Origin of the sequence: Enterobacter sp. 18A13 (genome assembly GCF_007035975.1) — a bacterium.
GTDB lineage: Bacteria > Pseudomonadota > Gammaproteobacteria > Enterobacterales > Enterobacteriaceae > Enterobacter > Enterobacter vonholyi.
Genome location: NZ_AP019634.1, coordinates 391,139 through 417,677 on the forward strand (window position 1 = coordinate 391,139; position 26,539 = coordinate 417,677).

Below are 26,539 nucleotides of genomic sequence, written 5' to 3' on the forward strand. Positions count from 1 at the left end.
TATACACGCCATGCAAGGATAGTGAATTATTTCTGATTATCATCAATCAGTTATATTTCGGCGAACATGTTTTCCACACGTAATCATATAAGCCTGAACAACATAATTAATACCAGTGGCTTAATAAAAGTAATAAATTTGCGTTAAGGAAAGGCTTTTATCATGCACACACAGACCATTTTTGAATTAAGCCAGGAAGCTGAGCGTTTGCTACAGCTCGCCCTGCAAAACCTTGATACGTTGAAATCAATGCCGACTGCGATGCTGGAGAGCACCGCGGCTGCTATTACGGGTGAAAAGAACAACGTTTTACCTTTGCATTTTAGCGCGCGCGGCGTCGAAGCGCAGCAGGCGATGCTGAATAATGAATTACGAAAAATAACCCGGCTGGAAATGGTCCTGGCCATTGTGGGCACCATGAAGGCGGGAAAATCAACCACCATTAATGCGATTGTGGGGACCGAAGTGTTGCCGAATCGCAATCGTCCGATGACGGCACTTCCTACTCTGATTCGCCACACGCCGGGTCAGAAGGAGCCGGTGCTGCATTTCTCGCATGCCTCGCCCATTGATGAATTGATCCAACTGCTCCAGAAAAAGCTATGCGATTACGACCGCGGGAAGCTGGCTCAGCGTCTGGAAATTGATAAAGACATGAATACGCTGCTGGAGCGCATTGAAAAAGGGGAAGCGTTTGAGAAGCATCACCTGGGCGCACAGCCGATATTTCACTGTCTGAAAAGTCTCAACGACCTGGTGAGGCTTTCCCAGGCATTAGGTGTAGAGTTTCCGTTCTCTGAGTATGCGGCTATCGAACATATCCCGGTAATTGAAGTGGAGTTCGTGCATCTTGCGGGTCTGGATGCTCACCTCGGACAGCTGACGCTGCTCGATACGCCCGGGCCGAATGAGGCCGGACAGCCGCACCTGCAAAAAATGCTCAGCGAGCAGTTGTCCCGCGCGTCGGCGGTGCTGGCCGTGATGGATTATACCCAGCTTAAATCCATCTCTGATGAAGAAGTCCGCCAGGCCATTTCTGCGGCGGGAAAATCCGTGCCGCTGTATGCGCTGGTCAATAAATTCGATCAGAAAGATCGCAATAGCGACGATGAAGAGCAGATCCGGGCGATGATCTCCGGCACCTTAATGAAAGGCAATATTTCGCCTGGCCAGATCTACCCCGTTTCGTCCATGTGGGCCTATCTGGCGAACCGCGCTCGCTACGAGATGAGTACCCACGGACAACTGCCGGATCATCAGGAGCAACCCTGGGTGCAGGATTTTGCTGAAGCTGCGCTTGGACGTCGCTGGCGTACGGCGGACCTGGACGATATCGACCATATTCGTCATTCTGCCGATTTGCTCTGGGAAGATTCGCTATTCGAACAACCGATACGCAAACTGATTTACGCCGCCTATGCCAATGCTTCACTTTACGCGCTGCGTTCTGCTTCGCATAAACTGCTCAACTATGCACAAAATGCCCGGGAGTACCTCGACTTCCGCTATCAGGGGCTGACGGTTGCCTTTGAGGCGCTGGAACTGAACATCGCACGTCTGGAAGAGGACATGGCGCTTCTGCAGACGCGTCAGAGCGTGGTGAGCGATGAGGTGAAACATGAGGTTGAAGAGGCTCTGAACGCCACTACGGACTTTATGGGAGCCCAAAAAACTGCGCTTCACCAGGCGATTGGTGAGGTGTTCAGCGCTCAGCATATTCTTGATTTGGCAGGTATCGATCGGCAGAACCTTCGCGGTGACGAGGCGCACGAGCTGAAACAGCTGGTTCTGGAAGATGAAGGGCAGGCGCAGATCGCGCTGAGTAAAATCCGCTCCTCCTGCGAGCTGGTGATGCTGGATGCACAGACGAAGATTTGCCGGGAGCTGGCGTTACGCTTCGACCAGCTTGAATCTACGCTGGCGCGTTCCCTGAACGAAGCCATGCGCCCCATCGAAACGCGTATTAAAGAGCATCTGAGCCATGCGGGTTTTCGGGCGCGGATAAGTTTCCCCGCGTTTCAGGCAAGCCAGCTTAACTTCAATACGCGAGCGCTGTTCAACGATGCGATTGCACAGGACGACAGCCAGGCCGCCCCTCCCTCCGGTGGGAGCAGCATGCGTGAAACGGTCTCTCGTTGGCTCAATAATCCGGGCTGGGGCTGGGATGAGTATGTGGAAACGCGCACGCGCTATGTTATCGACATTGCGCAGCTACATGACAAATTTAAGCAACATATTGATCAGTTTTGTGAACAAATACGTAAAGCTTTGTCCGCGCAGGTCGATGTCTCTGTTACGGCAGGAATGGCAACGTTCTTTGCAGAATTTTCGTTGTGCCTGACCGGGTTACAGGAAAGCTTGCGTGATAGCCTCGCAGTGCGTCAACAGAATGAGCATTCAACCCGAGCGCTCTGCCAGTTGTTGAAGCAAAGTATTACTACTGCGACGTGGATACAGGAAGATACCCGACTGTTACGCGATGATATTCAAACTCTATTCGCGGCAGAGCAACCATGACAACACCACTACTGGATGGCCCCGGGCGAACGCTGGAGTGTATTAATCCAAAATTTATGGTCGATCTGGTTCAGGGAGTGGACGCGGCGCGTCATCCTCACCTGGGACCTCAACAGCTTCAGTTTCGTGAGCGTTTGACTCAGGAAATCATGACGCATACCCGGCTACGCCCCTGGGCGATGGCGGGTATGCTCAATGAAAATGCGGCGCTGCGCCTGGGGCTGGCGGAAAAACTGGCCGGCATGCTTGACCCGGGTCATCTCGCGCTGACGCTGATGGCAGAGAAACTGATTGCTTTGCGCCAGCAGACGCACCCGCGCGCCCAGCAGTCCCCCGGACTGATGCAGCAGTACGCTGAACTCTCTTCTCATTTTACCCAACGCGCCGCCTGGAAAGAGAAGGCGCTAACCCAGCGCGGGCTGACGGTGCAGGCGGGCGAGCACAGCGAGCAGATTTTTACCCGCTGGCGGGCCGGACATTATGATGGCTGGTCGCTGGCCGGGCGCTGTTTTATCGTCCTCGAAGAGCTGCGCTGGGGGGCATTTGGTGACGCATGCCGCCTCGCGAATGAAGATGTGGCGGCAATGCTTAAGGATAACCTGCGCAGCATGGCGGCTAACTATCTGGCGCAGGGTATCAATGCGTCACCCACGACCCGCCATTTCTATCACCAGTGGCTTACAACGCCGGCCTCTCCGGGCTTAATCGATCATAAAGATATGCTGGGCTGGCTGGGGGACTGGTGTCAGGCGGATCAACATCCGGTGAGCTGGTCAGTGACGCAAAACTGGCAGACCGTCGCGCTGGGCATGCCGAGGCTTTGTTCGGCAAAACGGCTGGTGGACGGGATGGTGGAAGAAATTTTTGGATGAATCCCTTATCACCCCGATCCTCTCCCCAAGGGGAGAGGGGATGATCTGGTGCGGTGTGTTAATGATTCGCTTCTATTGGCTCCGGTTCAGGCTGGGTCTCATGCATATTCCCGTAGCGCTTCGCATACAGCGCCGTGATGATGGGCACCAGAATCGCGGTGACAATCACGCTCGCGGCAACCAGTGCTGTCGCTGAAGCAGCGACCGGTTCGAAGGCCGGGTTAATCTGAGCAATAATCATCGGGTTTGCGACAGCAGCACCTGCGGCTGAAGAGGCGGCGACGCCCGCCGTGCCGTTTCCTCCTCCGATTACGCGGTCAGCAATAATCAGCGGAATGCCGGTGATGACGATCACGGCGACACCCAGCACAATCCCCAGCAGGCCTGTATCGAGAATGACCTTCAGGTTGATGGTGTTCCCCAGTGCGAAACCGAAGAAAGGGATCAGCACCGGCGTGGCTTTGCTGAAGAAATCACGCAGATCGCGATCGAGATTGCCAAGGGCGAAACCGACCAGGAAGGGCAGGATCGCGCCGACAAAGTGGTGGGGTTCAAACGAGGCCAGGCCAGCAGACCCCAGGATCAGCATCGTCATTAATGGGCCGGACTCCAGTGACATCAACACAAATGCGCCGGACTCTTCTTTCGTTCCGTACTGGTTCATCAGGCTGGCGTATAATCCGCCGTTGGTCATGTCCATCGCCGAGACAATTGCCAGGACCGTTAATCCCGCGAAGAACCCGGTCTGAATTCCATTCTCCGGAATGAACATTGCGCATATCATTGCCGCCGCCCAGGCTACCGCTATTTTGGTTATCACCAGCGTTCCGGATTTCCGTAATACGGTACCCGTTGCCCGCAAATTAATGGACGCGCCGATACAAAAAAACCAGACGGCAAGAATCGGAACCGTGCCCGTTATCATGCCTTTAGTGAAACCGCCAAAATAAGCTCCGGTATTGGGAGCAAGGGTATTCAGGATCGCGCCCAGCACCAGCGGAACCAGCATCATACCGCCAGGAATGCGTTCTATCGTGGCTTTAATCTTCATAGACAAACCTCACATCGGATCCCGCAGCACGGGGGATAGGTGTTAAAAATTAGTCAATAAATTCAATTGATTGCTCTTATTGCTTGCCGTCTTTTTTCGATGGCCCAGCAACATAATTAAATGTGTGCTCGCGATTAGCCTCTTTTGAAAACACATAAAACGTTGTATTCGGATTTATCATGCGATCATTGGAATATTGATTCAATGAAAATAAAACATCGTTTTAGTTATCTTTGTCACATATTCAATGTAAAGCTTGAGGCCGGATCCTGTTGATGAAAATTTATGTAAAGTTGATGTGAATTAACGTGGTTTGTTTTTCTGTTACGAAAGAAATAAAAACGCGCGTGAGGATGTTCTTTTGGGGAGGGTAAGGAAGTGCTTATTGGCATTCCTTGACAAAAATTGGACTGAGTTGACCAGACGCAAAAATATATGTGAAGTTGATCACAAATATAAACGCTGGTAGGGTAAAAAGGTCATTAACTGCCCAGGCAGGCGTCAACAGGTTCGGTTGTATCGATGTAAAACGTCAATGTAAGTAAACCTGCTACGCTTGAATAAGGCGATTCGCATGGAGCGGATCCCATGGTTCACAGAACGCATACTGGACTGTGAAACAGACAGGGCCGAGTCAACGAGGATAGCTATGCTGAGAAGGAAAAAGATTAAACCCATCACGCTTCGCGACGTCACCATTATTGATGACGCAAAGCTGCGTAAAGCGATTACCGCAGCCTCGCTCGGTAATGCGATGGAATGGTTCGATTTTGGTGTCTACGGTTTTGTGGCCTATGCGTTAGGTAAAGTGTTTTTCCCCGGGGCCGATCCCAGCCTGCAGATGATTGCCGCACTGGGTACGTTCTCCGTTCCCTTCCTGATTCGCCCGCTGGGTGGTCTGTTCTTCGGTATGCTCGGCGATAAATATGGTCGCCAGAAGATCCTTGCTATCACCATCGTTATTATGTCGATCAGTACATTCTGTATCGGCCTTATACCGTCTTACGCCACCATCGGCATTTGGGCACCCATTCTCCTGCTGATTTGTAAGATGGCCCAGGGCTTCTCCGTAGGCGGTGAATATACCGGTGCCTCGATCTTCGTTGCCGAGTATTCCCCGGACCGTAAGCGCGGTTTTATGGGAAGCTGGCTGGACTTCGGCTCGATTGCCGGGTTTGTCCTGGGGGCGGGCGTCGTGGTGTTGATTTCAACCGTGGTGGGTGAAGATAACTTCCTCGACTGGGGCTGGCGTATTCCGTTCTTCCTGGCATTGCCGCTGGGGATTATTGGCCTCTACCTGCGTCATGCGCTGGAAGAGACGCCTGCCTTCCAGCAGCACGTCGATAAACTGGAGCAGGGTGACCGCGAAGGGCTGCAGGATGGTCCTAAGGTATCGTTCAAAGAGATTGCCACTAAGCACTGGCGCAGCCTGCTGACCTGTATTGGTCTGGTGATTTCGACCAACGTGACCTACTACATGCTGTTGACCTACATGCCGAGCTATCTGTCGCATAACCTGCACTATTCGGAAGATCACGGTGTGCTGATTATTATCGCCATCATGGTGGGTATGCTGTTTGTGCAGCCGATTATGGGCCTGTTGAGTGACCGTTTTGGTCGTCGACCGTTCATTATTCTGGGAAGCGTTGCGCTGTTTGCTCTGGCAATCCCGGCATTTATTCTTATTAACAGTGATGTGCTGGGGCTGATTTTTGCCGGTCTGCTGATGCTGGCGGTGATCCTTAACTGCTTTATCGGGGTGATGGCCTCAACGCTGCCCGCAATGTTCCCGACCCACATTCGCTACAGCGCGCTGGCCGCAGCCTTTAACATCTCGGTGCTGATTGCCGGTCTGACCCCAACGCTTGCCGCCTCGCTGGTGGAGAGCACACAGAACCTGATGATGCCTGCTTATTACCTGATGGTGATCGCGGTGATTGGTTTGATTACCGGTATTACCATGAAGGAGACGGCAAATCGTCCTCTGAAAGGCGCAACGCCTGCGGCATCGGATATCCAGGAAGCGAAAGAGATCCTGCGTGAGCACTACGATAATGTAGAGCAGAAGATTGAGGATATTGACGCCGAGATTGAAGAGCTGCAGAAAAAACGCTCCCGACTGGTGGATCAGCATCCACGCATCAACGAGTAATAAAGAAACCCGCCAACGGCGGGTTTTCTTTTATTAGCATCCGGCGGCGATGTAGTCGCCATTGGCACTGATGGGGATCACCGTCAGGAACAGCACTGTCGCGAATAGGATCAGGACTATCCCTCCGGCTATTTTGACTGCCGGTACCAGCCATCTTAATGAGGCGCTTTCTCCGAACCAGGTCACCGTGCGTTCGCGGGCGTACCTTACAGCAAGGGACAGCCCCACAATAGAGAGGGCGGTTCCCAGAGACATGGTCATGACTGCGGCCACCCCCCAGGTGACAATGCCCAGCGCGTTCGAAAACATCAGAATCATGATCGCCCCGCTGCACGGGCGTGCGCCAATCGCCAGAATCACGCCCAGACGGGTTTTCCAGTCGCCCTGCGTCAGGTCTGTACCTACGCCGTGATGGCCGCAGCCACAGTGTTCGCCGTGCTGATGAAGTGGCTTAATGGCAGAGACAGACATTCTGCGCGGACGCAGACTTTTCAGCGCCTGGTAAATGACAAATGCGCCGAATGCGCCAATAAGCACTGCGCTGATCTTCTCCACATACCAGCGGCTGGTACTAATATCCCCTGAGGCGAGGTTAAATCCTACCGCCAGAATAAAGACAAACAGAATGGCGCTGACGCCCTGCATCAGGCTGCCCAGGAAGGGAACGACCCGGGTGGCCAGCTCGCTTTCCTTATTGGTAGTCAGATAGGTTGTCACAATGAATTTTCCGTGCCCGGGTCCGATGGCGTGAAGGACACCATAAAGGAAAGCCCCCGTTAACAGCCATAATCCTCCGCTGTACTGGTGATTATTAAGCTGCAGCAGATACATCACCAGATAACGGTGCAGGGTAATTTGTGTGGCAAGACACCACTGGATAAAGGCGTTCCAGTGCGTATGCAGGGTAAAACCGGCAAAGAGAATTACCAGAAGCATCAACCCAGCGGTAGGGAGACGCCAGTCACGGGTGAGGCGTTGTGTGCTCATGATGCGGCCTGCACAGAGGAGAGTATTTGCCGCTAGTATAGTTGATCTTACCGCTCAATTCGTGGGATCGCGTCGGGAACCGTGCATGATTGTGGATAACTTTGTGCATAAAAGGGTATAAGGCGGGGTTTTGCTGGGGAATGCAGCAGTCAGTCATTTTTTTGCAACTTTTCGGTTGCGGTCGTTCGGGAACTCCCTATAATGCGCCTCCATCGACACGGCGGATGTGAATCACTTCACAAACAGCCCGGTCGGTTGAAGAGAAAAAATCCTGAAATAACGGGTTGACTCTGAAAGAGGAAAGCGTAATATACGCCACCTCGCAACGGTGAGCGAAAGCCGCGTTGCACTGCTCTTTAACAATTTATCAGACAATCTGTGTGGGCACTCAAAGTGACATGGATTCTTAACGTCGCAAGACGAAAAATGAATACCAAGTCTCTGAGTGAACATGCGTAATTCATTACGAAGTTTAATTCACGAGCATCAAACTTAAATTGAAGAGTTTGATCATGGCTCAGATTGAACGCTGGCGGCAGGCCTAACACATGCAAGTCGAGCGGTAACACAGGGAGCTTGCTCCTGGGTGACGAGCGGCGGACGGGTGAGTAATGTCTGGGAAACTGCCTGATGGAGGGGGATAACTACTGGAAACGGTAGCTAATACCGCATAACGTCGCAAGACCAAAGAGGGGGACCTTCGGGCCTCTTGCCATCAGATGTGCCCAGATGGGATTAGCTAGTAGGTGGGGTAATGGCTCACCTAGGCGACGATCCCTAGCTGGTCTGAGAGGATGACCAGCCACACTGGAACTGAGACACGGTCCAGACTCCTACGGGAGGCAGCAGTGGGGAATATTGCACAATGGGCGCAAGCCTGATGCAGCCATGCCGCGTGTATGAAGAAGGCCTTCGGGTTGTAAAGTACTTTCAGCGGGGAGGAAGGCGTTGAGGTTAATAACCTCAGCGATTGACGTTACCCGCAGAAGAAGCACCGGCTAACTCCGTGCCAGCAGCCGCGGTAATACGGAGGGTGCAAGCGTTAATCGGAATTACTGGGCGTAAAGCGCACGCAGGCGGTCTGTCAAGTCGGATGTGAAATCCCCGGGCTCAACCTGGGAACTGCATTCGAAACTGGCAGGCTAGAGTCTTGTAGAGGGGGGTAGAATTCCAGGTGTAGCGGTGAAATGCGTAGAGATCTGGAGGAATACCGGTGGCGAAGGCGGCCCCCTGGACAAAGACTGACGCTCAGGTGCGAAAGCGTGGGGAGCAAACAGGATTAGATACCCTGGTAGTCCACGCCGTAAACGATGTCGACTTGGAGGTTGTGCCCTTGAGGCGTGGCTTCCGGAGCTAACGCGTTAAGTCGACCGCCTGGGGAGTACGGCCGCAAGGTTAAAACTCAAATGAATTGACGGGGGCCCGCACAAGCGGTGGAGCATGTGGTTTAATTCGATGCAACGCGAAGAACCTTACCTACTCTTGACATCCAGAGAACTTTCCAGAGATGGATTGGTGCCTTCGGGAACTCTGAGACAGGTGCTGCATGGCTGTCGTCAGCTCGTGTTGTGAAATGTTGGGTTAAGTCCCGCAACGAGCGCAACCCTTATCCTTTGTTGCCAGCGGTCCGGCCGGGAACTCAAAGGAGACTGCCAGTGATAAACTGGAGGAAGGTGGGGATGACGTCAAGTCATCATGGCCCTTACGAGTAGGGCTACACACGTGCTACAATGGCGCATACAAAGAGAAGCGACCTCGCGAGAGCAAGCGGACCTCATAAAGTGCGTCGTAGTCCGGATTGGAGTCTGCAACTCGACTCCATGAAGTCGGAATCGCTAGTAATCGTAGATCAGAATGCTACGGTGAATACGTTCCCGGGCCTTGTACACACCGCCCGTCACACCATGGGAGTGGGTTGCAAAAGAAGTAGGTAGCTTAACCTTCGGGAGGGCGCTTACCACTTTGTGATTCATGACTGGGGTGAAGTCGTAACAAGGTAACCGTAGGGGAACCTGCGGTTGGATCACCTCCTTACCTTAAAGAACCTGCCTTTGTAGTGCTCACACAGATTGTCTGATGAAAAACAGCAGTAAAAATCTCTGCAGGCTTGTAGCTCAGGTGGTTAGAGCGCACCCCTGATAAGGGTGAGGTCGGTGGTTCAAGTCCACTCAGGCCTACCAAATTTTCCCTGATACTGCGTTGCGGCAACGCTCACATACTGATGTATGCTTCGCGTTACCACGCCTTGTCTCAGGAAAAATTACCGGTACAGAGATTGCAAAACGATGGGGCTATAGCTCAGCTGGGAGAGCGCCTGCTTTGCACGCAGGAGGTCTGCGGTTCGATCCCGCATAGCTCCACCATCTTTTACTGCAAACACAAGAAAACTTCAGAGTGAACCTGAAAAGGTTCACTGCGAAGTTTTGCTCTTTAAAAATCTGGATCAAGCTGAAAATTGAAACGACACATCTTTAATGGTGTGTTCGAGTCTCTCAAATTTTCGCAATCATGAAGTGAAACATCTTCGGGTTGTGAGGTTAAGCGACTAAGCGTACACGGTGGATGCCCTGGCAGTCAGAGGCGATGAAGGACGTGCTAATCTGCGAAAAGCGCCGGCGAGGTGATATGAACCTTTGACCCGGCGATGTCCGAATGGGGAAACCCAGTGTGATTCGTCACACTATCGTTAACTGAATACATAGGTTAACGAGGCGAACCGGGGGAACTGAAACATCTAAGTACCCCGAGGAAAAGAAATCAACCGAGATTCCCCCAGTAGCGGCGAGCGAACGGGGAGCAGCCCAGAGTCTGAATCAGCTTGTGTGTTAGTGGAAGCGTCTGGAAAGTCGCACGGTACAGGGTGACAGTCCCGTACACGAAAGCACACAGGCTGTGAACTCGAAGAGTAGGGCGGGACACGTGGTATCCTGTCTGAATATGGGGGGACCATCCTCCAAGGCTAAATACTCCTGACTGACCGATAGTGAACCAGTACCGTGAGGGAAAGGCGAAAAGAACCCCGGCGAGGGGAGTGAAAAAGAACCTGAAACCGTGTACGTACAAGCAGTGGGAGCACCTTCGTGGTGTGACTGCGTACCTTTTGTATAATGGGTCAGCGACTTATATTCTGTAGCAAGGTTAACCGTATAGGGGAGCCGAAGGGAAACCGAGTCTTAACTGGGCGTTAAGTTGCAGGGTATAGACCCGAAACCCGGTGATCTAGCCATGGGCAGGTTGAAGGTTGGGTAACACTAACTGGAGGACCGAACCGACTAATGTTGAAAAATTAGCGGATGACTTGTGGCTGGGGGTGAAAGGCCAATCAAACCGGGAGATAGCTGGTTCTCCCCGAAAGCTATTTAGGTAGCGCCTCGTGAATTCATCTTCGGGGGTAGAGCACTGTTTCGGCTAGGGGGCCATCCCGGCTTACCAACCCGATGCAAACTACGAATACCGAAGAATGTTATCACGGGAGACACACGGCGGGTGCTAACGTCCGTCGTGAAGAGGGAAACAACCCAGACCGCCAGCTAAGGTCCCAAAGTCATGGTTAAGTGGGAAACGATGTGGGAAGGCACAGACAGCCAGGATGTTGGCTTAGAAGCAGCCATCATTTAAAGAAAGCGTAATAGCTCACTGGTCGAGTCGGCCTGCGCGGAAGATGTAACGGGGCTAAACCATGCACCGAAGCTGCGGCAGCGACGCTTATGCGTTGTTGGGTAGGGGAGCGTTCTGTAAGCCGTTGAAGGTGGCCTGTGAGGGTTGCTGGAGGTATCAGAAGTGCGAATGCTGACATAAGTAACGATAAAGCGGGTGAAAAGCCCGCTCGCCGGAAGACCAAGGGTTCCTGTCCAACGTTAATCGGGGCAGGGTGAGTCGACCCCTAAGGCGAGGCCGAAAGGCGTAGTCGATGGGAAACAGGTTAATATTCCTGTACTTGGTGTTACTGCGAAGGGGGGACGGAGAAGGCTATGTTAGCCGGGCGACGGTTGTCCCGGTTTAAGCATGTAGGCGGAGGTTCCAGGTAAATCCGGTACCTTATTAACGCTGAGGTGTGATGACGAGGCACTACGGTGCTGAAGTAACAAATGCCCTGCTTCCAGGAAAAGCCTCTAAGCATCAGGTAACATCAAATCGTACCCCAAACCGACACAGGTGGTCAGGTAGAGAATACCAAGGCGCTTGAGAGAACTCGGGTGAAGGAACTAGGCAAAATGGTGCCGTAACTTCGGGAGAAGGCACGCTGATATGTAGGTGAAGCCCCTGCGGGTGGAGCTGAAATCAGTCGAAGATACCAGCTGGCTGCAACTGTTTATTAAAAACACAGCACTGTGCAAACACGAAAGTGGACGTATACGGTGTGACGCCTGCCCGGTGCCGGAAGGTTAATTGATGGGGTTAGCGGCAACGCGAAGCTCTTGATCGAAGCCCCGGTAAACGGCGGCCGTAACTATAACGGTCCTAAGGTAGCGAAATTCCTTGTCGGGTAAGTTCCGACCTGCACGAATGGCGTAATGATGGCCAGGCTGTCTCCACCCGAGACTCAGTGAAATTGAACTCGCTGTGAAGATGCAGTGTACCCGCGGCAAGACGGAAAGACCCCGTGAACCTTTACTATAGCTTGACACTGAACACTGGTCCTTGATGTGTAGGATAGGTGGGAGGCTTTGAAGCGTGGACGCCAGTCTGCGTGGAGCCGTCCTTGAAATACCACCCTTTAATGGCTGGTGTTCTAACGTAGACCCGTAATCCGGGTTGCGGACAGTGTCTGGTGGGTAGTTTGACTGGGGCGGTCTCCTCCCAAAGAGTAACGGAGGAGCACGAAGGTTAGCTAATCCTGGTCGGACATCAGGAGGTTAGTGCAATGGCATAAGCTAGCTTGACTGCGAGAGTGACGGCTCGAGCAGGTGCGAAAGCAGGTCATAGTGATCCGGTGGTTCTGAATGGAAGGGCCATCGCTCAACGGATAAAAGGTACTCCGGGGATAACAGGCTGATACCGCCCAAGAGTTCATATCGACGGCGGTGTTTGGCACCTCGATGTCGGCTCATCACATCCTGGGGCTGAAGTAGGTCCCAAGGGTATGGCTGTTCGCCATTTAAAGTGGTACGCGAGCTGGGTTTAGAACGTCGTGAGACAGTTCGGTCCCTATCTGCCGTGGGCGCTGGAGAATTGAGGGGGGCTGCTCCTAGTACGAGAGGACCGGAGTGGACGCATCACTGGTGTTCGGGTTGTCATGCCAATGGCACTGCCCGGTAGCTAAATGCGGAAAAGATAAGTGCTGAAAGCATCTAAGCACGAAACTTGCCCCGAGATGAGTTCTCCCTGAGACTTTAAGTCTCCTGAAGGAACGTTGAAGACGACGACGTTGATAGGTCGGGTGTGTAAGCGCAGCGATGCGTTGAGCTAACCGATACTAATGAACCGTGAGGCTTAACCTTACAACGCCGAAGGTGTTTTGGCGAAGAGACAGAACAATCAATTTCAGCCTGATACAGATTTAACAGAATTTGCCTGGCGGCTTTAGCGCGGTGGTCCCACCTGACCCCATGCCGAACTCAGAAGTGAAACGCCGTAGCGCCGATGGTAGTGTGGGGTCTCCCCATGTGAGAGTAGGGAACTGCCAGGCATCAAAATAGAAGAACCCCGTACCGAAAGGTGCGGGGTTTTTTGCTTTGTGCTCAGAAAAAACCGGTGTCGCTGCGCTTGCCGGATCTACGGGTTTAGTAGGCCCGATAAGGCAAAGCTGCAAATTGGCAATACAGACCGCACGATCCCACGACAAAGAGAAACAAGAATACAAAGAAAGGATTTATAAACGCAGAAAAGCAAAAACCCAGCCATAGGCTGGGTTCTTTAAATAGTGGTGCCCGGACTCGGAATCGAACCAAGGACACGGGGATTTTCAATCCCCTGCTCTACCGACTGAGCTATCCGGGCAACGGAGCGCATTAAACCGCAATCACGCGCTATCGTCAACATTATTTCGGGAAAAGCTGTTCAACTGCTTAAGTTTACGGCAATCTGTCCGCTTTCGCCGCGAAAATGCACAAATCTTCCAGACAGAACCAGTGTAATACGGCAATGCTGATAGTAAGAGGAGGGCAGTAATGGTGAATGACTGGCTTGAACTGCGTCAGCATGCAGATACGGGTATTGAGACGATTAAAGCGCATTTCGAAGGGCATGCATTTGATCCGCACTGGCACGATAGCTACCTTGTAGGGATAACCCTCTCCGGCACGCAGCAGTTTCACTGCCGCCGTGAGCGTCATCGCAGCCAGCGGGGCGACGCTTTCCTCCTCGAGCCTGGTGAAATCCACGACGGAGATGCGCCTGTAGAGGGTGGTTTTACCTATCTGACCTTCTATCTTGATGAGCGCTGGCTTATCCGTGCGCTACAGGGGCTTTACGAATCTACTCCCGGGAGTTATTCACTCCACTTTGCCCAAACGTTGACGCGGGAGCCGCAGCTGGTGCGCGCTATCGGCGAGACATTTTCCACCCTGCATAATAATGAGTTGAAGATCGTTCAGCAGAGCGCAATGGATAATCTGCTCTCCCGGATCACCGCCCATTGCCACTGGCGTAAAAAGCTGCCGTCGCAGTTACAAAGTGCTGCCGTGGCGTACCGTGCGCGCGACTATCTCTATGCCCATATCGATGAGAACGTGGGGCTGTCAGATCTTGCGCGCGAGACGGGCACCGATCGCTTCACCCTGACGCGCTGTTTTAAGCGCGAGTTCAACCTGGCGCCTCACGCATGGCTTATTCAACTGCGTCTGGCAAAGGCCCGACAGCTGCTTGCGTGTGGCGACCAGCCTGTTGATGTGGCTGCGGCAGTGGGATTTGCCGATCAAAGCCATCTGGGGCGCTGGTTTCAGCGGGCTTACCGTATCTCTCCTGCACACTACCGCCGGTTGTGCACAAACCTTCCAGACGTTTCCAAAAAATAGCGGCACATTCATGGCTCTAATAAAAAGGAGTCACCTGTGAGTTTGATACCCTTTCTGTTGTTCGCCTTTGTCGCCTCCATTACGCCGGGGCCAACCAATATTCTGGTGCTGACGAACAGCCAGCGCTTTGGCGTTAAAAATACCGTACCAGCTATTCTGGGCGGGTGTATCGCGGCCAGTGCGATTGTGCTGATATCAGGCGCCGGCGCAGGGGAAGTGCTGCGTCAGTATCCTCTAATACGTCAGCTCATGAGCTGGACAGGCGTGCTGTGGCTAAGCTGGATGAGCTGGCAGCTGTTTCGCGCCCCGGCCGCTCGTCTCAGCGCTGAGAACCATATCCAATTTACCGCTAAGGCGGCTGCACTGCTGCAGATCGTGAACCCTAAAACCTGGATGATGGCGCTGGCCGTCGTCAGTCTGTTTGCGCCTGCTGGCGATCATGCATTGCGGGATATTTCGCTAATGGCGCTATGGTTTCTGCTGATCTCAATAGCCTGTTTGATGTGCTGGGCGTGGCTGGGTAAAGCGGTGAACCGAATTTTTCGCACCACCGTAGCGATGGTGCGGTTTCAACGCCTGATGGCGCTGTGTCTTATCGTCTCTGCCTGGGCTGGCATGCTGGCTTAGGTCAGCGCCCCGCCCATACGGCACTGAGCAAATCGCAGAATATCTTCCGCCAGGCGGTGCGCTGTATCCACATCGGCCTGGCTACGGTTTATCAGCATGCGGCTGAGGCAACCTTCCAGCACCAGTTCCATCTGCTTCGCCACCATCGCCGGATCGTCGACTTCCAGGGTGGTCAACAGCTCATGGGTGAAGTCATGAGCCGCCCGTTTTTGCTGATCTGCTAACTGGTGGATAGGATGCCCAGGGTCGGGAAAATAAGTGCAGGCGGCGATAAACAGACAACCCGGGTACCGGTTGTTGCTGACACATTCCGTCAGGGCGGTATAGCGCGCCAGCAGCTTCTGCTCCGCAGTCAGTTCTTCATTCAGCATAAGCTGCCTGCGCCAGATATCAACCTGCTGGCTGAGATAGCGCAGGGCATCATAGAGTAGCGCTTCTTTATCCGGCCAGAAGCGCTTAAGTTCATCCAGGGGGTAATCGATACGGTCGGCTACCATCTCAAGCGTGGTGCTGGCGATCCCTTGAATCTCAAGTAATTGCAGGGCTTGTCCCAGTACGTCTTCACGTTGCACGGTTATCTCCTCCGCTATTCCCAACGGTTTGTCCCGTTTAAAGTGTTGTTTACGGTTGGCGATTGCGCAAATGCGCGCTAAATGCCGCTGCATCCATAAACCCGGTTACACGCTTTTCTGGCTGCTCCTCGCCCTGTTGATTGAAGAAAAGAATGGTTGGCAGTCCGAGGACATTAAGCTGCTTCAGCAGAGCCTTATCCTGTGCATTGTTGGCTGTCACGTTTGCCTGGAGCAGAACAGTCTCTTTCAGGGCATTTTGCACCTGTGGATCGCTAAAGGTGTATTTTTCAAACTCTTTGCAGGCGACGCACCAGTCGGCATAGAGATCGAGCATCACCGGTTTGCCTTTTGCCTGTAAGAGCGCGCTGTTGAGCTCATCAACGTTCTTAATCTGGATGAAGTTCAAATGCGCCTGCGTCTGGCCGACCGGCGAGCCGAACGCCCAGTCCTGAAGAGGACGCACGCTTACCAGCGCGGCAGCCAGCAGCAGGATTTGTACCAGACGCATCCACGCTTTTTTCCCCCCCAGGCTGACGATAAACGCCCAGGTAAAGAACGCTACCCCGAGCATTGCCCACAGGCGCATACCCCAGACGTCACCGATGATACGCTCCAGCAGGAACACCGGCAGCGCCAGAATGACAAAGCCAAATGCGGTTTTCACCGTTTCCATCCACGGGCCGCTCTTCGGCAGCAGTCGATTGCCGAAAACCGTGACCAGAATCAGCGGCAGACCCATGCCCAGGGCATACAGGTACAACGTTCCGCCGCCGAGCCACATGTTTCCGCTCTGGGCGATATAGAGCAGGATGGCGCTAAGCGGCGCGGTGGTGCAAGGGGAACAAACCAGCCCGGCAATGGCACCCATTGCGAACACGCCGCCTGCCGAACCACCCTGCTGGCGATTACTCATCAGCGTTAAGCGGGTTTGCAGCGAGGAGGGCAACTGCAGCGTGAACAGGCCAAACATCGACAGCGCCAGCAGGATAAATATCGCCGACAGGCCAATCAGCACATAAGGATGCTGCAGTGTGGCCTGGAACTGTAACCCGGCAGCGGCAACCACAAGTCCAAGGGCCGTGTAGGTCAATGCCATACCCTGCACGTAAATTAAGGCCAGCAGCAGCGCGCGGGCTGTGGAAAGGCGCTGTTTGCCGCCCAGCACGATGCCAGAGATGAGCGGATACATGGGCAGCACGCAGGGTGTAAAGGCAATGCCAATCCCAATCAGGAAGGCCCAGAGCGCCGAGAATGGAAGGTCTGCGTGGTCTTCGCTCTTCTCGTCCGAGGGGAGAGGGGAAACGGCAGCAGCCGCTTTCACTTCGCTGAGCGGAACAACCTTCGTTTCCGGCGGATAGCAGAATCCGGCATCCGCGCACCCCTGATAGGTCACCGTCAGCGTCGCGCCTTTATCCGCCTGATTCACCGTAACAGGCACGATCAGGCGCTGGCGATAGATCTCGCTTTTGCCGTAAAACTCATCTTCATGCCACTCGCCAGCGGGCATCTGTAATGCGGCCACGCTGGCCTGAGCAGGCGTAATGCTCACCTGCTTGCGATAGAGGTAATAGCCCTCTTTCACCTGCCAGTTGAGCGTAAGGTCATGCTGGTTTTGCTGAAAATCGAAAACAAACGCCTGGTCGGCAGGAATGAAGTTCGAACGGCCGGGCGCGTCAAATAACCCGGCAAATACTGATGTGCTGCACAGCAGCAGGATCAGCGTAAGGAAGCGTTGAGCCATGAGAGATAGTCGTTATCGCCATGAACCACTGGCACCACCAGCAGTTCTGGGGTTTGGTAAGGATGATGAGATTTGAGGCAGTCCAGGAGTGCCTGCTGATTTGCCAGATTGGTTTTGAGCAACATCTGGACCTCGTACTCTTGCTCCAGCTTACCTTCCCAATAGTAAAGAGAGGTGGCACCGGGGAGAAGCGTAACGCAGGCTGCCAGTTTTTCGGCCAGCACTTTAGCGGCGAGATCCTGGGCAGAGGCTTCATCAGGGGCGGTACAAAGTACGACAACAGCATCAGGCGTGTTCACAAGTCGACCTCCTCATCACGAAAGGTTTAACTATATCACGCAAGGCGGTTGGTCATTAATGAAACGGGCCGCAGAGCGGCCCGATTTTAACTATTTTTACAACCGGGAGCGGTTTACAGCACCACGCCACCGATGATAAAGCCGAGGATCACGCAAAGTGAAATGGCGACAACGCCCGGGATCAGGAACGCATGGTTAAACACATACTTACCGATACGGGTTGAGCCGGTGTCATCCATCTCTACCGCCGCCAGCAGGGTTGGGTAGGTAGGCAGCACGAACAGGGCGGAGACGGCAGCAAACGAGGCGATGGCGGTCAACGGCGTTACGCCCAGCATAAGTGCCGCAGGCATCAGCGCTTTGGTGGTCGCGGCCTGAGAGTAAAGCAGGGTCGCAGCAAAGAACAGCACGACCGCCAGCAGCCATGGATAGTTGTGCAGCAGGTCCCCGGCCACGGTCTGAATGTCGCTGATGTGCGCTTTCACGAAAGTATCACCGAGCCACGCCACACCCAGCACGCACACGCAGGCGCTCATACCGGATTTAAAGGTGCTGGCGTTCAGCACTTCGCTGGTATCAATTTTACAGGTGATGCTAATCAGCGTGGCGATGGTCAGCATAAACACGACAATCGCTTCGTTACGCGGCAGAACCGGGTTCTGGATCAGACCTACGGTATCGCTGATGGCGGTCGCGTAGAACATGACGGCAACGATACCAATCAGGAACAGCAGCACGGAGCGTTTCGCGTGTGGCTTCAGTTCGAAGACCTGACTGCCGCGCAGGCTCACTTCACCCTTGGCAAGGCGTTCCTGATAGACCGGATCGTCTTTCAACTCGGCGCCGAGGAAGTTACACAGCACGGCGGTAATCATCACCGCAATCAGCGTGACCGGAATACAGATCGCCAGCAGCGTCAGGTAGCTCACGCCCATTGGCTCAAGGATACCGGCGAAGAAGACCACCGCCGCGGAAATCGGTGAGGCGGTAATGGCGATCTGGGACGCGACGACCGCAATGGAGAGCGGACGCGACGGACGAATACCCTGTTCTTTCGCCACTTCGGTAATCACCGGTAACGTGGAGAAAGCGGTGTGGCCAGTACCGGCGAGAATGGTCATAAACCATGTCACCAGCGGAGCAAGGAAGGTAATGTATTTTGGATGGCGGCGTAGCATACGCTCCGCCAGGCTTACCAGGTAGTCCATACCGCCTGCCACCTGCATGGCGGCAATAGCGGCAATAACAGCCATGATGATTTCGATAACGTCGAACGGTATAGCGCCGGGTTTAATCTGAAAGATAAGGGTAAGAACGAGCACTCCAAGACCGCCGGCAAAACCGATGCCGATACCCCCGAGTCGTGCTCCCAAATAAATCGCCAACAAGACGATGACGAGTTCTGCTCCAAACATAAGGACCTGCCTTGCTTATTAACAAGTTGATATTGAATTGTTGTATTTTGGTAACACCTAAAAAGAAAAAAGGCACGTCACAAGTGACGTGCCTTAAGAAGCCTAGCCTGAACGGTTACTGTTCGCTTTCATCGGTATATCGTTTCGCTTTATATGCCGGGTGCATCAGGTTTTGGGCCGAGAAGATATCGTCCAGCTCGGCTTCGGTCAACAGCCCGCGCTCCAGCACCACTTCACGCACGCTCTTACCGGTTTCGGCACAAATCTTACCGACGATGTCGCCGTTGTGGTGGCCGATGAACGGGTTGAGGTAGGTGACGATCCCGATGGAGTTATAGACATAACCTTCACAAACTTCTTTATTCGCCGTGATGCCGTTAATGCATTTTTCCAGCAGGTTGTAGCAGGCGTTGGTCAGAATGTGGATAGATTCAAACATCGCCTGGCCAATTACCGGCTCCATCACGTTCAGCTGCAGCTGACCCGCTTCAGAGGCCATGGTCACGGTCGTATCGTTACCGATGACTTTAAAGCAAACCTGATTCACCACTTCTGGCACGACCGGGTTCACTTTGGCCGGCATGATGGATGAACCCGCCTGCAGTTCTGGCAGGTTGATTTCATTCAGGCCAGCGCGCGGACCGGAAGAGAGCAGGCGCAGGTCGTTACAGATTTTGGACAGTTTCACCGCCAGACGTTTCAGCGCGCTGTGTACCATGACGTAGGCGCCGCAGTCGGAGGTCGCTTCAATCAGGTCTTCTGCAGGCACAACCGGCAGGTTGGACACTTCAGCCAGCTTCTGTACCGCCAGTTGCTGATAGCCATCCGGGGTGTTCAGACGCGTACCGATAGCGGTGGCGCCCAGGTTCACTTCCAGCAGCAGCTCGGAGGTACGCAGCAGGTTTTTGGTCTCTTCGTTCAGCAGTACGTTAAACGCGTGGAATTCCTGACCGAGGGTCATCGGCACCGCATCCTGCAGCTGGGTACGACCCATTTTCAGAATGTCCTGGAACTCAACCGCTTTACGCTGGAAGCCATCGCCCAGCTGGTTAATCGCATCCACCAGTTTCACCACGGAGGCATACACCGCAATTCGGAAGCCGGTTGGGTAGGCGTCGTTGGTGGACTGGCATTTGTTGACGTGGTCGTTCGGGTTCAGGTACTGGTATTCACCTTTCTGGTGACCCATCAGCTCCAGGCCAATGTTTGCCAGTACTTCGTTAGTATTCATGTTGACGGAGGTGCCCGCGCCGCCCTGATAGACGTCAACCGGGAACTGGTCCATGCATTTGCCGTTGTTCAGCACTTCATCGCAGGCTGCGATAATCGCATTTGCCGCGCTTTTAGGAATGGTTTGCAGCTCTTTGTTGGCCAGTGCTGCGGCTTTCTTCACCATCACCATGCCACGGACAAACTCAGGGATGTCGCTGATTTTGCTGTTGCTGATGTAGAAGTTTTCAATCGCTCTCAGAGTGTGGACACCGTAGTAGGCATCCGCTGGAACTTCCCTGGTACCCAACAAGTCTTCTTCGATACGAATGTTGTTTAACATGTGAACCTTCTTTTCAAGCTGCCGATGGATTGTACTAAACACACAGTATTTATGTGGTTTTGAATATTTTCTGGCCGACGATTATTCCCTCAATCAGCCAGATGCTCGAGATCATATGCTGATGATAGCGAATTGCCGTAAGCTGGATCACTTATTATCGAGCCGATTCCATGATAATTATTAATCTGTGAAATGGGTCACCGCTTTAAAATTTCCAAAAAAAATATCCGTGCAAACTGATTGAATTTTCGCTAACCGTCACCATTTCATACAAACGCGCGTCGCGAACACATTCAGACAGGGGCCGATGGCCCTTGCCATACAGGAGATGCCAGTGCGCTGGATACCGTTTATTGCTTTCTTCCTCTATGTTTACATTGAGATTTCCATTTTTATTCAGGTTGCCCATGTGCTGGGCGTCCTGCTGACGCTGATTCTCGTGATTTTCACCTCCGTCATCGGCATGTCGCTGGTGCGTAATCAGGGTTTCAAAAATTTCCTGATAATGCAGCAGAAGATGGCCGCAGGGGAAAGCCCGGCGGAAGAGATGATCAAAAGCGTGTCGTTGATTATTGCGGGGCTGCTGCTGATCCTGCCGGGGTTCTTCACTGACTTCCTCGGCCTGCTGCTGCTTCTGCCGCCGGTGCAAAAACACCTGACCATGAAGCTGCTGCCGCATCTGCGCTTTAGCCGAATGCCGGGGGGCGGATTTAGCACCGGACCGGGCGATACCTTCGAAGGGGAGTATCAGCGTAAGGATGAACAGCACGACCGTTTAGACCATAAAGACGATCGGTAATGTTTTTGCCCGGTGGCGCTTCGCTTACCGGGCCTCCGGGAGCGCACCGCGCCTCGGCAAAAACACCCACAGCCCTGCCAGCATGACAATTGCGTACAAACTCTTCCAGCCCACCATCGCCAGCAGCAGCAGGCAAAGCACACCCCCGACGACCGCCAGAGCTTTATAGCGACCTTTTAGCAAACGGCATCCCGCCAGCATGCACAACAGGTAGATCATGATGAAAATGCCGTTGGCGTAGACGATCAGCGCGTCCAGATTAATCTTCAGTGCGTAAATACAGAGCGTGCTCACCACGCAGCAGCCCAGTACGGCATTCAGGGCATTCAGCGGAAGCTGGCGTTTAGACAGGCGCGCGAGGAGATTCTCAGGTTTGTCGAGCGCCTGCGACCACACCAGACGGGCAAAGCTCTGGATATAAATGTTGAGGCTGGCAAAACAGGCCAGATAGCCGATGACGCAGGCTATCCACAGCGCCTTCACGCCAAACAGATCAACCACGATACCCGGCAGCGATGCCGCGGCGGCGAGATCCGCTCCGAACGCGTGGAAGTGTAAGACCAGCACGGTACACGCCCAATAGACCGTGCCAGCCAGCAGCAGGCCTATCATCAGGGCGCGGGGGAAATCACGTTCAGGCTGCTTAAATTCAGACGCCAGATGGGCAAAGGCTTCCAGGCCGACAAAACACCAGAACATGACGGAGAGCGCGGCGAAAAGCTGTGAATGGTCGACGTCTGTCAGCGCAGGGAAGGGAATTTCCTTGATGGTGATATCGCCCGCCCACCAGATAGCGACAACGAGCGCGACAATCAGCACCGCAACCAGCGTCTGCAGGTTGGCGCTCGAGCTGGCGCCGCGAGAGCCCACCCACCATACGATTGCCAGCGTACCCAGCTCGGCCAGCAATAACTGCTCGTTATGCCAGCCAAACAGCGCCTGACCAAATCCGGTCGCAATATGCAACGCCGCAGGAAGGCCAACCGGAATGACGGAGAGAAACAGCCAGCCGGTTACACGCTGCAGCCGCGGGCCAAAGGCCAGTCCGACAAAGTGCGCCACGCCGCCCGCGCTGGGGAAATGCCGCCCCAGGATGGCAAACACAATGGCTATCGGGAAAACCAATACAATCAGCGCCGGCCACGCCCACAGGCTGTTATTTCCAGCCACCAGCGCCGCCAGTGCGGGTACGGCAAACACGCCCGTACCTAACAAGGAGGTTGAGAGCAGTCCGACGCCCTGCGCCAGTCCCAACTCCTGCTTGAGTCCACTCATTGACATCGCCCTGCCAGTACCAAAAGAGAGGCGATGGTAACACTTTCGCAAATTTTTTTTTCAACTCCCCCTTGAAGGGGGAAAAAGCTATCCCCATCTCTCAGGGCACTAGTCGGAAAACCGCATGCGGGCCGGCGTCATCCATAACTGATAATGACTTTCTCAAAGGAGAGCTATCAATGAGTATTCGTCCGTTACATGATCGTGTGATCGTCAAACGTAAAGAAGTTGAAACCAAGTCTGCTGGCGGCATCGTTCTGACCGGTTCTGCAGCAGCCAAATCAACGCGTGGCGAAATCATCGCTGTCGGTAAGGGCCGCATCCTGGAAAACGGAACTGTGCAGCCGCTGGACGTTAAAGTTGGTGACATCGTAATTTTCAACGATGGCTACGGCGTGAAATCCGAGAAGATCGACAATGAAGAAGTGTTGATCATGTCCGAGAGCGACATTCTGGCAATTGTTGAAGCGTAATTTACGCACGAGAATTTGAGGAAATAAGAACATGGCAGCTAAAGACGTAAAATTCGGTAACGACGCTCGTGTAAAAATGCTCCGCGGCGTAAACGTACTGGCAGATGCAGTTAAAGTGACTCTGGGCCCGAAAGGCCGCAACGTAGTGCTGGATAAATCCTTCGGCGCGCCAACCATCACCAAAGATGGTGTTTCTGTAGCACGTGAAATCGAGCTGGAAGACAAGTTCGAAAACATGGGTGCTCAGATGGTGAAAGAAGTTGCCTCTAAAGCGAACGACGCTGCAGGTGACGGTACCACCACCGCGACCGTTCTGGCGCAGGCGATCATCACCGAAGGTCTGAAAGCCGTTGCTGCGGGCATGAACCCAATGGATCTGAAACGTGGTATCGACAAAGCTGTCGCCTCCGCTGTTGAAGAACTGAAGGCGCTGTCCGTGCCGTGCTCTGACTCTAAAGCCATTGCTCAGGTTGGTACTATCTCCGCTAACTCCGACGAAACCGTAGGTAAACTGATCGCTGAAGCGATGGACAAAGTCGGTAAAGAAGGCGTAATCACCGTTGAAGACGGTACCGGTCTGGAAGACGAACTGGACGTGGTAGAAGGTATGCAGTTCGACCGCGGTTACCTGTCCCCATACTTCATCAACAAGCCAGAAACTGGCGCTGTTGAGCTGGAAAGCCCGTTCATCCTGCTGGCTGATAAGAAAATCTCCAACATCCGCGAAATGCTGCCAGTACTGGAAGCCGTTGCGAAAGCAGGCAAGCCTCTGGTTATCATCGCTGAAGACGTTGAAGGCGAAGCGCTGGCGACCCTGGTGGTTAACACCATGCGCGGTATCGTGAAAGTGGCTGCGGTTAAAGCACCTGGCTTCGGCGATCGCCGTAAAGCGATGCTGCAGGATATCGCTACCCTGACTGGCGGTACCGTGATCTCTGAAGAGATCGGTATGGAGCTGGAAAAAGCGACCCTGGAAGACCTGGGCCAGGCGAAACGCGTTGTGATCAACAAAGACACCACCACCATCATCGATGGCGTGGGTGAAGAAGCCGCTATTCAGGGCCGCGTTGGTCAGATCCGTAAGCAGATCGAAGAAGCGACTTCTGATTACGACCGTGAAAAACTGCAGGAGCGCGTAGCGAAACTGGCAGGCGGCGTTGCGGTAATCAAAGTCGGTGCTGCTACCGAAGTTGAAATGAAAGAGAAAAAAGCACGCGTTGACGATGCTCTGCACGCGACCCGTGCTGCGGTAGAAGAAGGCGTGGTTGCTGGTGGTGGTGTCGCGCTGGTGCGTGTTGCCGCTAAACTGGCTGGCCTGACCGCTCAGAACGAAGACCAGAACGTAGGTATCAAAGTTGCGCTGCGCGCAATGGAAGCCCCTCTGCGTCAGATCGTTTCTAACGCCGGTGAAGAGCCATCTGTGGTTGCGAACAACGTGAAAGCGGGCGAAGGTAACTACGGTTACAACGCAGCAACTGAAGAATACGGCAACATGATCGACTTCGGTATCTTGGATCCAACTAAAGTGACCCGTTCTGCTCTGCAGTATGCGGCCTCTGTTGCTGGTCTGATGATTACCACCGAGTGCATGGTGACCGACCTGCCTAAAGGCGATGCGCCTGATTTAGGTGCTGCTGGTATGGGCGGCATGGGCGGTATGGGCGGCATGATGTAATCGTGCGCTCTACGTCGTAGAATGTGAAAAACCCCCGGGCAGAAATGCTCGGGGGTTTTTCTTTTGGTCATCTTTTAGGTATAAGATTTACACACGGACAACTACTGTCCAGCTTATTGAAAACGAGGAATAACATGCGCGTAAAAGTCTGTGCAGGGATTGTAGGGGCAGCATTGCTGCTGGCGGGTTGTAGCTCCAGCAATGAGCTGTCGGCAGCGGGCCAGGGCGTTCGCTTTGTGGAAGATAAGCCTGGCAGTGAATGCCAGCTGTTAGGCACGGCAACCGGTGAGCAAAGCAACTGGATGTCAGGTCAGCATGGCGAAGAAGGTGGCTCGATGCGCGGTGCGGCGAATGCCCTGCGTAACCAGGCTGCGGCAATGGGCGGTAACGTCATTTACGGCGTGAGCAGCCCAACGCAGAGTATGCTGTCCAGCTTCGTGCCGACCGCCAGCCAGATGAACGGCCAGGTCTACAAGTGCACGAACTGATTGCCTTTTCCCCTCTCCCTGTGGGAGAGGGTTAGGGTGAGGGGAAACTAGTGCTGTCGCAGCTGCAAATCCAGCGGCGTCTTGCTCGGCTCTCCGCCAATCTCCCGTGCCAGCTTCGGCACCATATAGCCTGAAACTAGCGTTAACAGTTCGCGCATAATCTGCCGGGCTTCTTCATCCGTTACCATGAAATGGGCCGCGCCCTGAACGCGATCCAGCACGTGCAGGTAATAGGGCATCACGCCCGCATCAAACAGGGCATTGCTCAGGTCAGCCAGCACGCGGGCGCTGTCATTCACGCCGCGCAGCAGCACGCTCTGGTTCAGCAGCGTTACGCCCGCTTTACGCAGACGCGCCATCGCCGCGCGAAAATCATCGTCAATTTCGTTCCCGTGGTTGATATGGTTCACCAGCAGCACCTGCAATCTTGACTGCTCCAGGCGTGACACCAGTCCGTCGGTGATCCGCGCGGGAATAACAATCGGCAAACGGCTATGAATGCGCAGACGTTTAATGTGCGGGATGGCTTCCAGCTGTGTCAGCAGCCAGTCCAGCTCGTGATCTTTTGCCATCAGCGGATCGCCTCCGGAAAAAATAATCTCATCCAGCTCTGAGTGGGCGGCAATATAGTCCAGCGCGACCTGCCAGTTGCGTTTATTGCCCTGGTTTTCGGCATATGGGAAGTGCCGACGGAAGCAATAACGACAATTTACCGCGCAGCCGCCCTTTACCAGCAGCAGGGCACGGTTGAGATATTTGTGCAGTAAACCAGGCACCACGCTGTTCTGCTCTTCCAGCGGATCGGTGCTGTATCCCGGCGCGGTGATAAACTCATCCTGCGAAGTAAGCGTTTGTTTTAATAGCGGATCGTCGGGGTTGCCTTTCTCCATCCGCGCCACAAACGCACGGGGAACGCGCAGGGCGAAAAGGCGCTTTGCCTCGCGGCCAGCAAGCAACTCTGGGTGCTGATCGAGGTCTAAAAGACGCAGCAATTCATCAGGACTGGTGATTACATCGGCAAGTTGCGATAACCAATCTTCTCTGGACGGGGTGTTTAGGGTTACAATATGCGCCATTTTGTGGCTTAG

At 53.8% G+C, this 26,539-nt stretch carries 18 protein-coding genes, 3 tRNA genes and 3 rRNA genes; 14 read left to right on the plus strand and 10 right to left on the minus strand.

The window, feature by feature from the left end; all coding sequences use genetic code 11:
- Positions 1-162 precede the first annotated feature (162 nt).
- A complete protein-coding gene (gene crfC, locus FOY93_RS01865; RefSeq protein WP_133293612.1) occupies positions 163-2,517 on the plus strand; it encodes a clamp-binding protein CrfC in 2,355 nt (784 codons plus the stop codon).
- Positions 2,514-3,389: a diguanylate cyclase regulator RdcB family protein gene (locus FOY93_RS01870; RefSeq protein ID WP_111964169.1), complete on the plus strand. Its 876-nt coding sequence runs from the start codon at positions 2,514-2,516 to the stop codon at positions 3,387-3,389. Before crfC ends, FOY93_RS01870 begins: the two co-directional genes overlap by 4 nt.
- Before the next feature lie 58 nt (positions 3,390-3,447).
- Here FOY93_RS01870 and kdgT read toward each other — a convergent pair whose 3' ends face one another.
- Complete coding sequence (gene kdgT / locus FOY93_RS01875) at positions 3,448-4,440, minus strand: 2-keto-3-deoxygluconate transporter (protein ID WP_143344549.1); 993 nt, start codon at positions 4,438-4,440, stop codon at positions 3,448-3,450.
- Positions 4,441-5,089: 649 nt separating this feature from the next.
- Between kdgT and proP the strand changes: the two genes are divergently transcribed.
- Positions 5,090-6,592 (plus strand): glycine betaine/L-proline transporter ProP, encoded by a 1,503-nt coding sequence (gene proP / locus FOY93_RS01880; protein WP_023334221.1) that lies wholly within the window; start codon positions 5,090-5,092, stop codon positions 6,590-6,592.
- Positions 6,593-6,625: 33 nt separating this feature from the next.
- On the opposite strand, the gene FOY93_RS01885 is transcribed toward proP, so the two are convergent.
- Positions 6,626-7,579, minus strand: a complete 954-nt coding sequence (locus FOY93_RS01885) for a nickel/cobalt transporter (RefSeq protein WP_143344550.1) — start codon at positions 7,577-7,579, stop codon at positions 6,626-6,628.
- 494 nt (positions 7,580-8,073) lie between these two features.
- Here FOY93_RS01885 and FOY93_RS01890 point away from each other — a divergent pair.
- The 5 genes from FOY93_RS01890 (at position 8,074) to rrf (ending at position 13,208) form a co-directional block, all read left to right on the plus strand.
- Positions 8,074-9,613, plus strand: a 16S ribosomal RNA gene (locus tag FOY93_RS01890).
- Between the two features lie 69 nt (positions 9,614-9,682).
- A tRNA-Ile gene (locus FOY93_RS01895) sits at positions 9,683-9,759 on the plus strand.
- Between the two features lie 107 nt (positions 9,760-9,866).
- Positions 9,867-9,942: transfer RNA gene (locus FOY93_RS01900), tRNA-Ala, on the plus strand.
- Positions 9,943-10,114: 172 nt separating this feature from the next.
- Positions 10,115-13,020 (plus strand): 23S ribosomal RNA (locus tag FOY93_RS01905).
- 72 nt (positions 13,021-13,092) lie between these two features.
- Positions 13,093-13,208, plus strand: a 5S ribosomal RNA gene (gene rrf, locus FOY93_RS01910).
- Together the 16S, 23S and 5S rRNA genes with 2 tRNA genes alongside form the textbook arrangement of a ribosomal RNA operon.
- A gap of 235 nt (positions 13,209-13,443) precedes the next feature.
- Here rrf and FOY93_RS01915 read toward each other — a convergent pair.
- Positions 13,444-13,519, minus strand: a tRNA-Phe gene (locus FOY93_RS01915).
- Positions 13,520-13,689: 170 nt separating this feature from the next.
- On the opposite strand from FOY93_RS01915, the gene FOY93_RS01920 reads away from it, so the two are divergent.
- Together FOY93_RS01920 and FOY93_RS01925 are read left to right on the plus strand one after the other, a co-directional pair.
- A complete protein-coding gene (locus FOY93_RS01920) occupies positions 13,690-14,535 on the plus strand; it encodes an AraC family transcriptional regulator (protein ID WP_143344551.1) in 846 nt (281 codons plus the stop codon).
- Between the two features lie 36 nt (positions 14,536-14,571).
- Positions 14,572-15,162, plus strand: coding sequence for a LysE family translocator (locus FOY93_RS01925; protein WP_143344552.1), 591 nt, complete (start codon positions 14,572-14,574; stop codon positions 15,160-15,162).
- On the opposite strand, the gene FOY93_RS01930 is transcribed toward FOY93_RS01925, so the two are convergent.
- The 5 genes from FOY93_RS01930 to aspA all read right to left on the minus strand — a co-directional run bounded on the left by FOY93_RS01930 (position 15,159) and on the right by aspA (position 20,741).
- The gene (locus FOY93_RS01930) at positions 15,159-15,734 is read right to left on the minus strand and encodes a transcriptional regulator (protein ID WP_143344553.1); all 576 of its coding nucleotides are present in this window, start codon (positions 15,732-15,734) and stop codon (positions 15,159-15,161) included. The two genes, FOY93_RS01925 and FOY93_RS01930, sit on opposite strands and share 4 nt — an antisense overlap.
- A 49-nt stretch (positions 15,735-15,783) precedes the next feature.
- Entirely contained in the window at positions 15,784-17,475 is a 1,692-nt protein-coding gene (locus tag FOY93_RS01935; protein WP_143344554.1) for a protein-disulfide reductase DsbD, read from the minus strand.
- Entirely contained in the window at positions 17,451-17,774 is a 324-nt protein-coding gene (gene cutA, locus FOY93_RS01940; RefSeq protein WP_111965412.1) for a divalent cation tolerance protein CutA, read from the minus strand. Before cutA ends, FOY93_RS01935 begins: the two co-directional genes overlap by 25 nt.
- A 113-nt stretch (positions 17,775-17,887) precedes the next feature.
- Entirely contained in the window at positions 17,888-19,189 is a 1,302-nt protein-coding gene (locus FOY93_RS01945) for an anaerobic C4-dicarboxylate transporter (protein WP_024907357.1), read from the minus strand.
- A gap of 115 nt (positions 19,190-19,304) precedes the next feature.
- Positions 19,305-20,741, minus strand: coding sequence for an aspartate ammonia-lyase (aspA, locus tag FOY93_RS01950; RefSeq protein WP_003855923.1), 1,437 nt, complete (start codon positions 20,739-20,741; stop codon positions 19,305-19,307).
- A gap of 334 nt (positions 20,742-21,075) precedes the next feature.
- Here aspA and FOY93_RS01955 point away from each other — a divergent pair, with 334 nt between their 5' ends.
- On the plus strand, positions 21,076-21,540 hold the full coding sequence (locus FOY93_RS01955) for an FxsA family protein (protein WP_023616652.1): 465 nt from the start codon (positions 21,076-21,078) through the stop codon (positions 21,538-21,540).
- A gap of 24 nt (positions 21,541-21,564) precedes the next feature.
- Here FOY93_RS01955 and yjeH read toward each other — a convergent pair whose 3' ends face one another.
- On the minus strand, positions 21,565-22,815 hold the full coding sequence (gene yjeH / locus FOY93_RS01960) for an L-methionine/branched-chain amino acid transporter (RefSeq protein ID WP_143344555.1): 1,251 nt from the start codon (positions 22,813-22,815) through the stop codon (positions 21,565-21,567).
- Between the two features lie 179 nt (positions 22,816-22,994).
- Here yjeH and FOY93_RS01965 point away from each other — a divergent pair, with 179 nt between their 5' ends.
- The 3 genes from FOY93_RS01965 to FOY93_RS01975 all read left to right on the plus strand — a co-directional run bounded on the left by FOY93_RS01965 (position 22,995) and on the right by FOY93_RS01975 (position 25,451).
- Complete coding sequence (locus FOY93_RS01965; RefSeq protein WP_003855929.1) at positions 22,995-23,288, plus strand: co-chaperone GroES; 294 nt, start codon at positions 22,995-22,997, stop codon at positions 23,286-23,288.
- Positions 23,289-23,319: 31 nt separating this feature from the next.
- A complete protein-coding gene (gene groL / locus FOY93_RS01970) occupies positions 23,320-24,963 on the plus strand; it encodes a chaperonin GroEL (protein WP_023310114.1) in 1,644 nt (547 codons plus the stop codon).
- A gap of 134 nt (positions 24,964-25,097) precedes the next feature.
- On the plus strand, positions 25,098-25,451 hold the full coding sequence (locus tag FOY93_RS01975; protein ID WP_143344556.1) for a DUF4156 domain-containing protein: 354 nt from the start codon (positions 25,098-25,100) through the stop codon (positions 25,449-25,451).
- 47 nt (positions 25,452-25,498) lie between these two features.
- Here the strand turns inward: FOY93_RS01975 and epmB are convergent, their stop codons facing one another.
- Complete coding sequence (epmB, locus tag FOY93_RS01980) at positions 25,499-26,527, minus strand: EF-P beta-lysylation protein EpmB (RefSeq protein ID WP_111965409.1); 1,029 nt, start codon at positions 26,525-26,527, stop codon at positions 25,499-25,501.
- Positions 26,528-26,539: the final 12 nt, after the last annotated feature.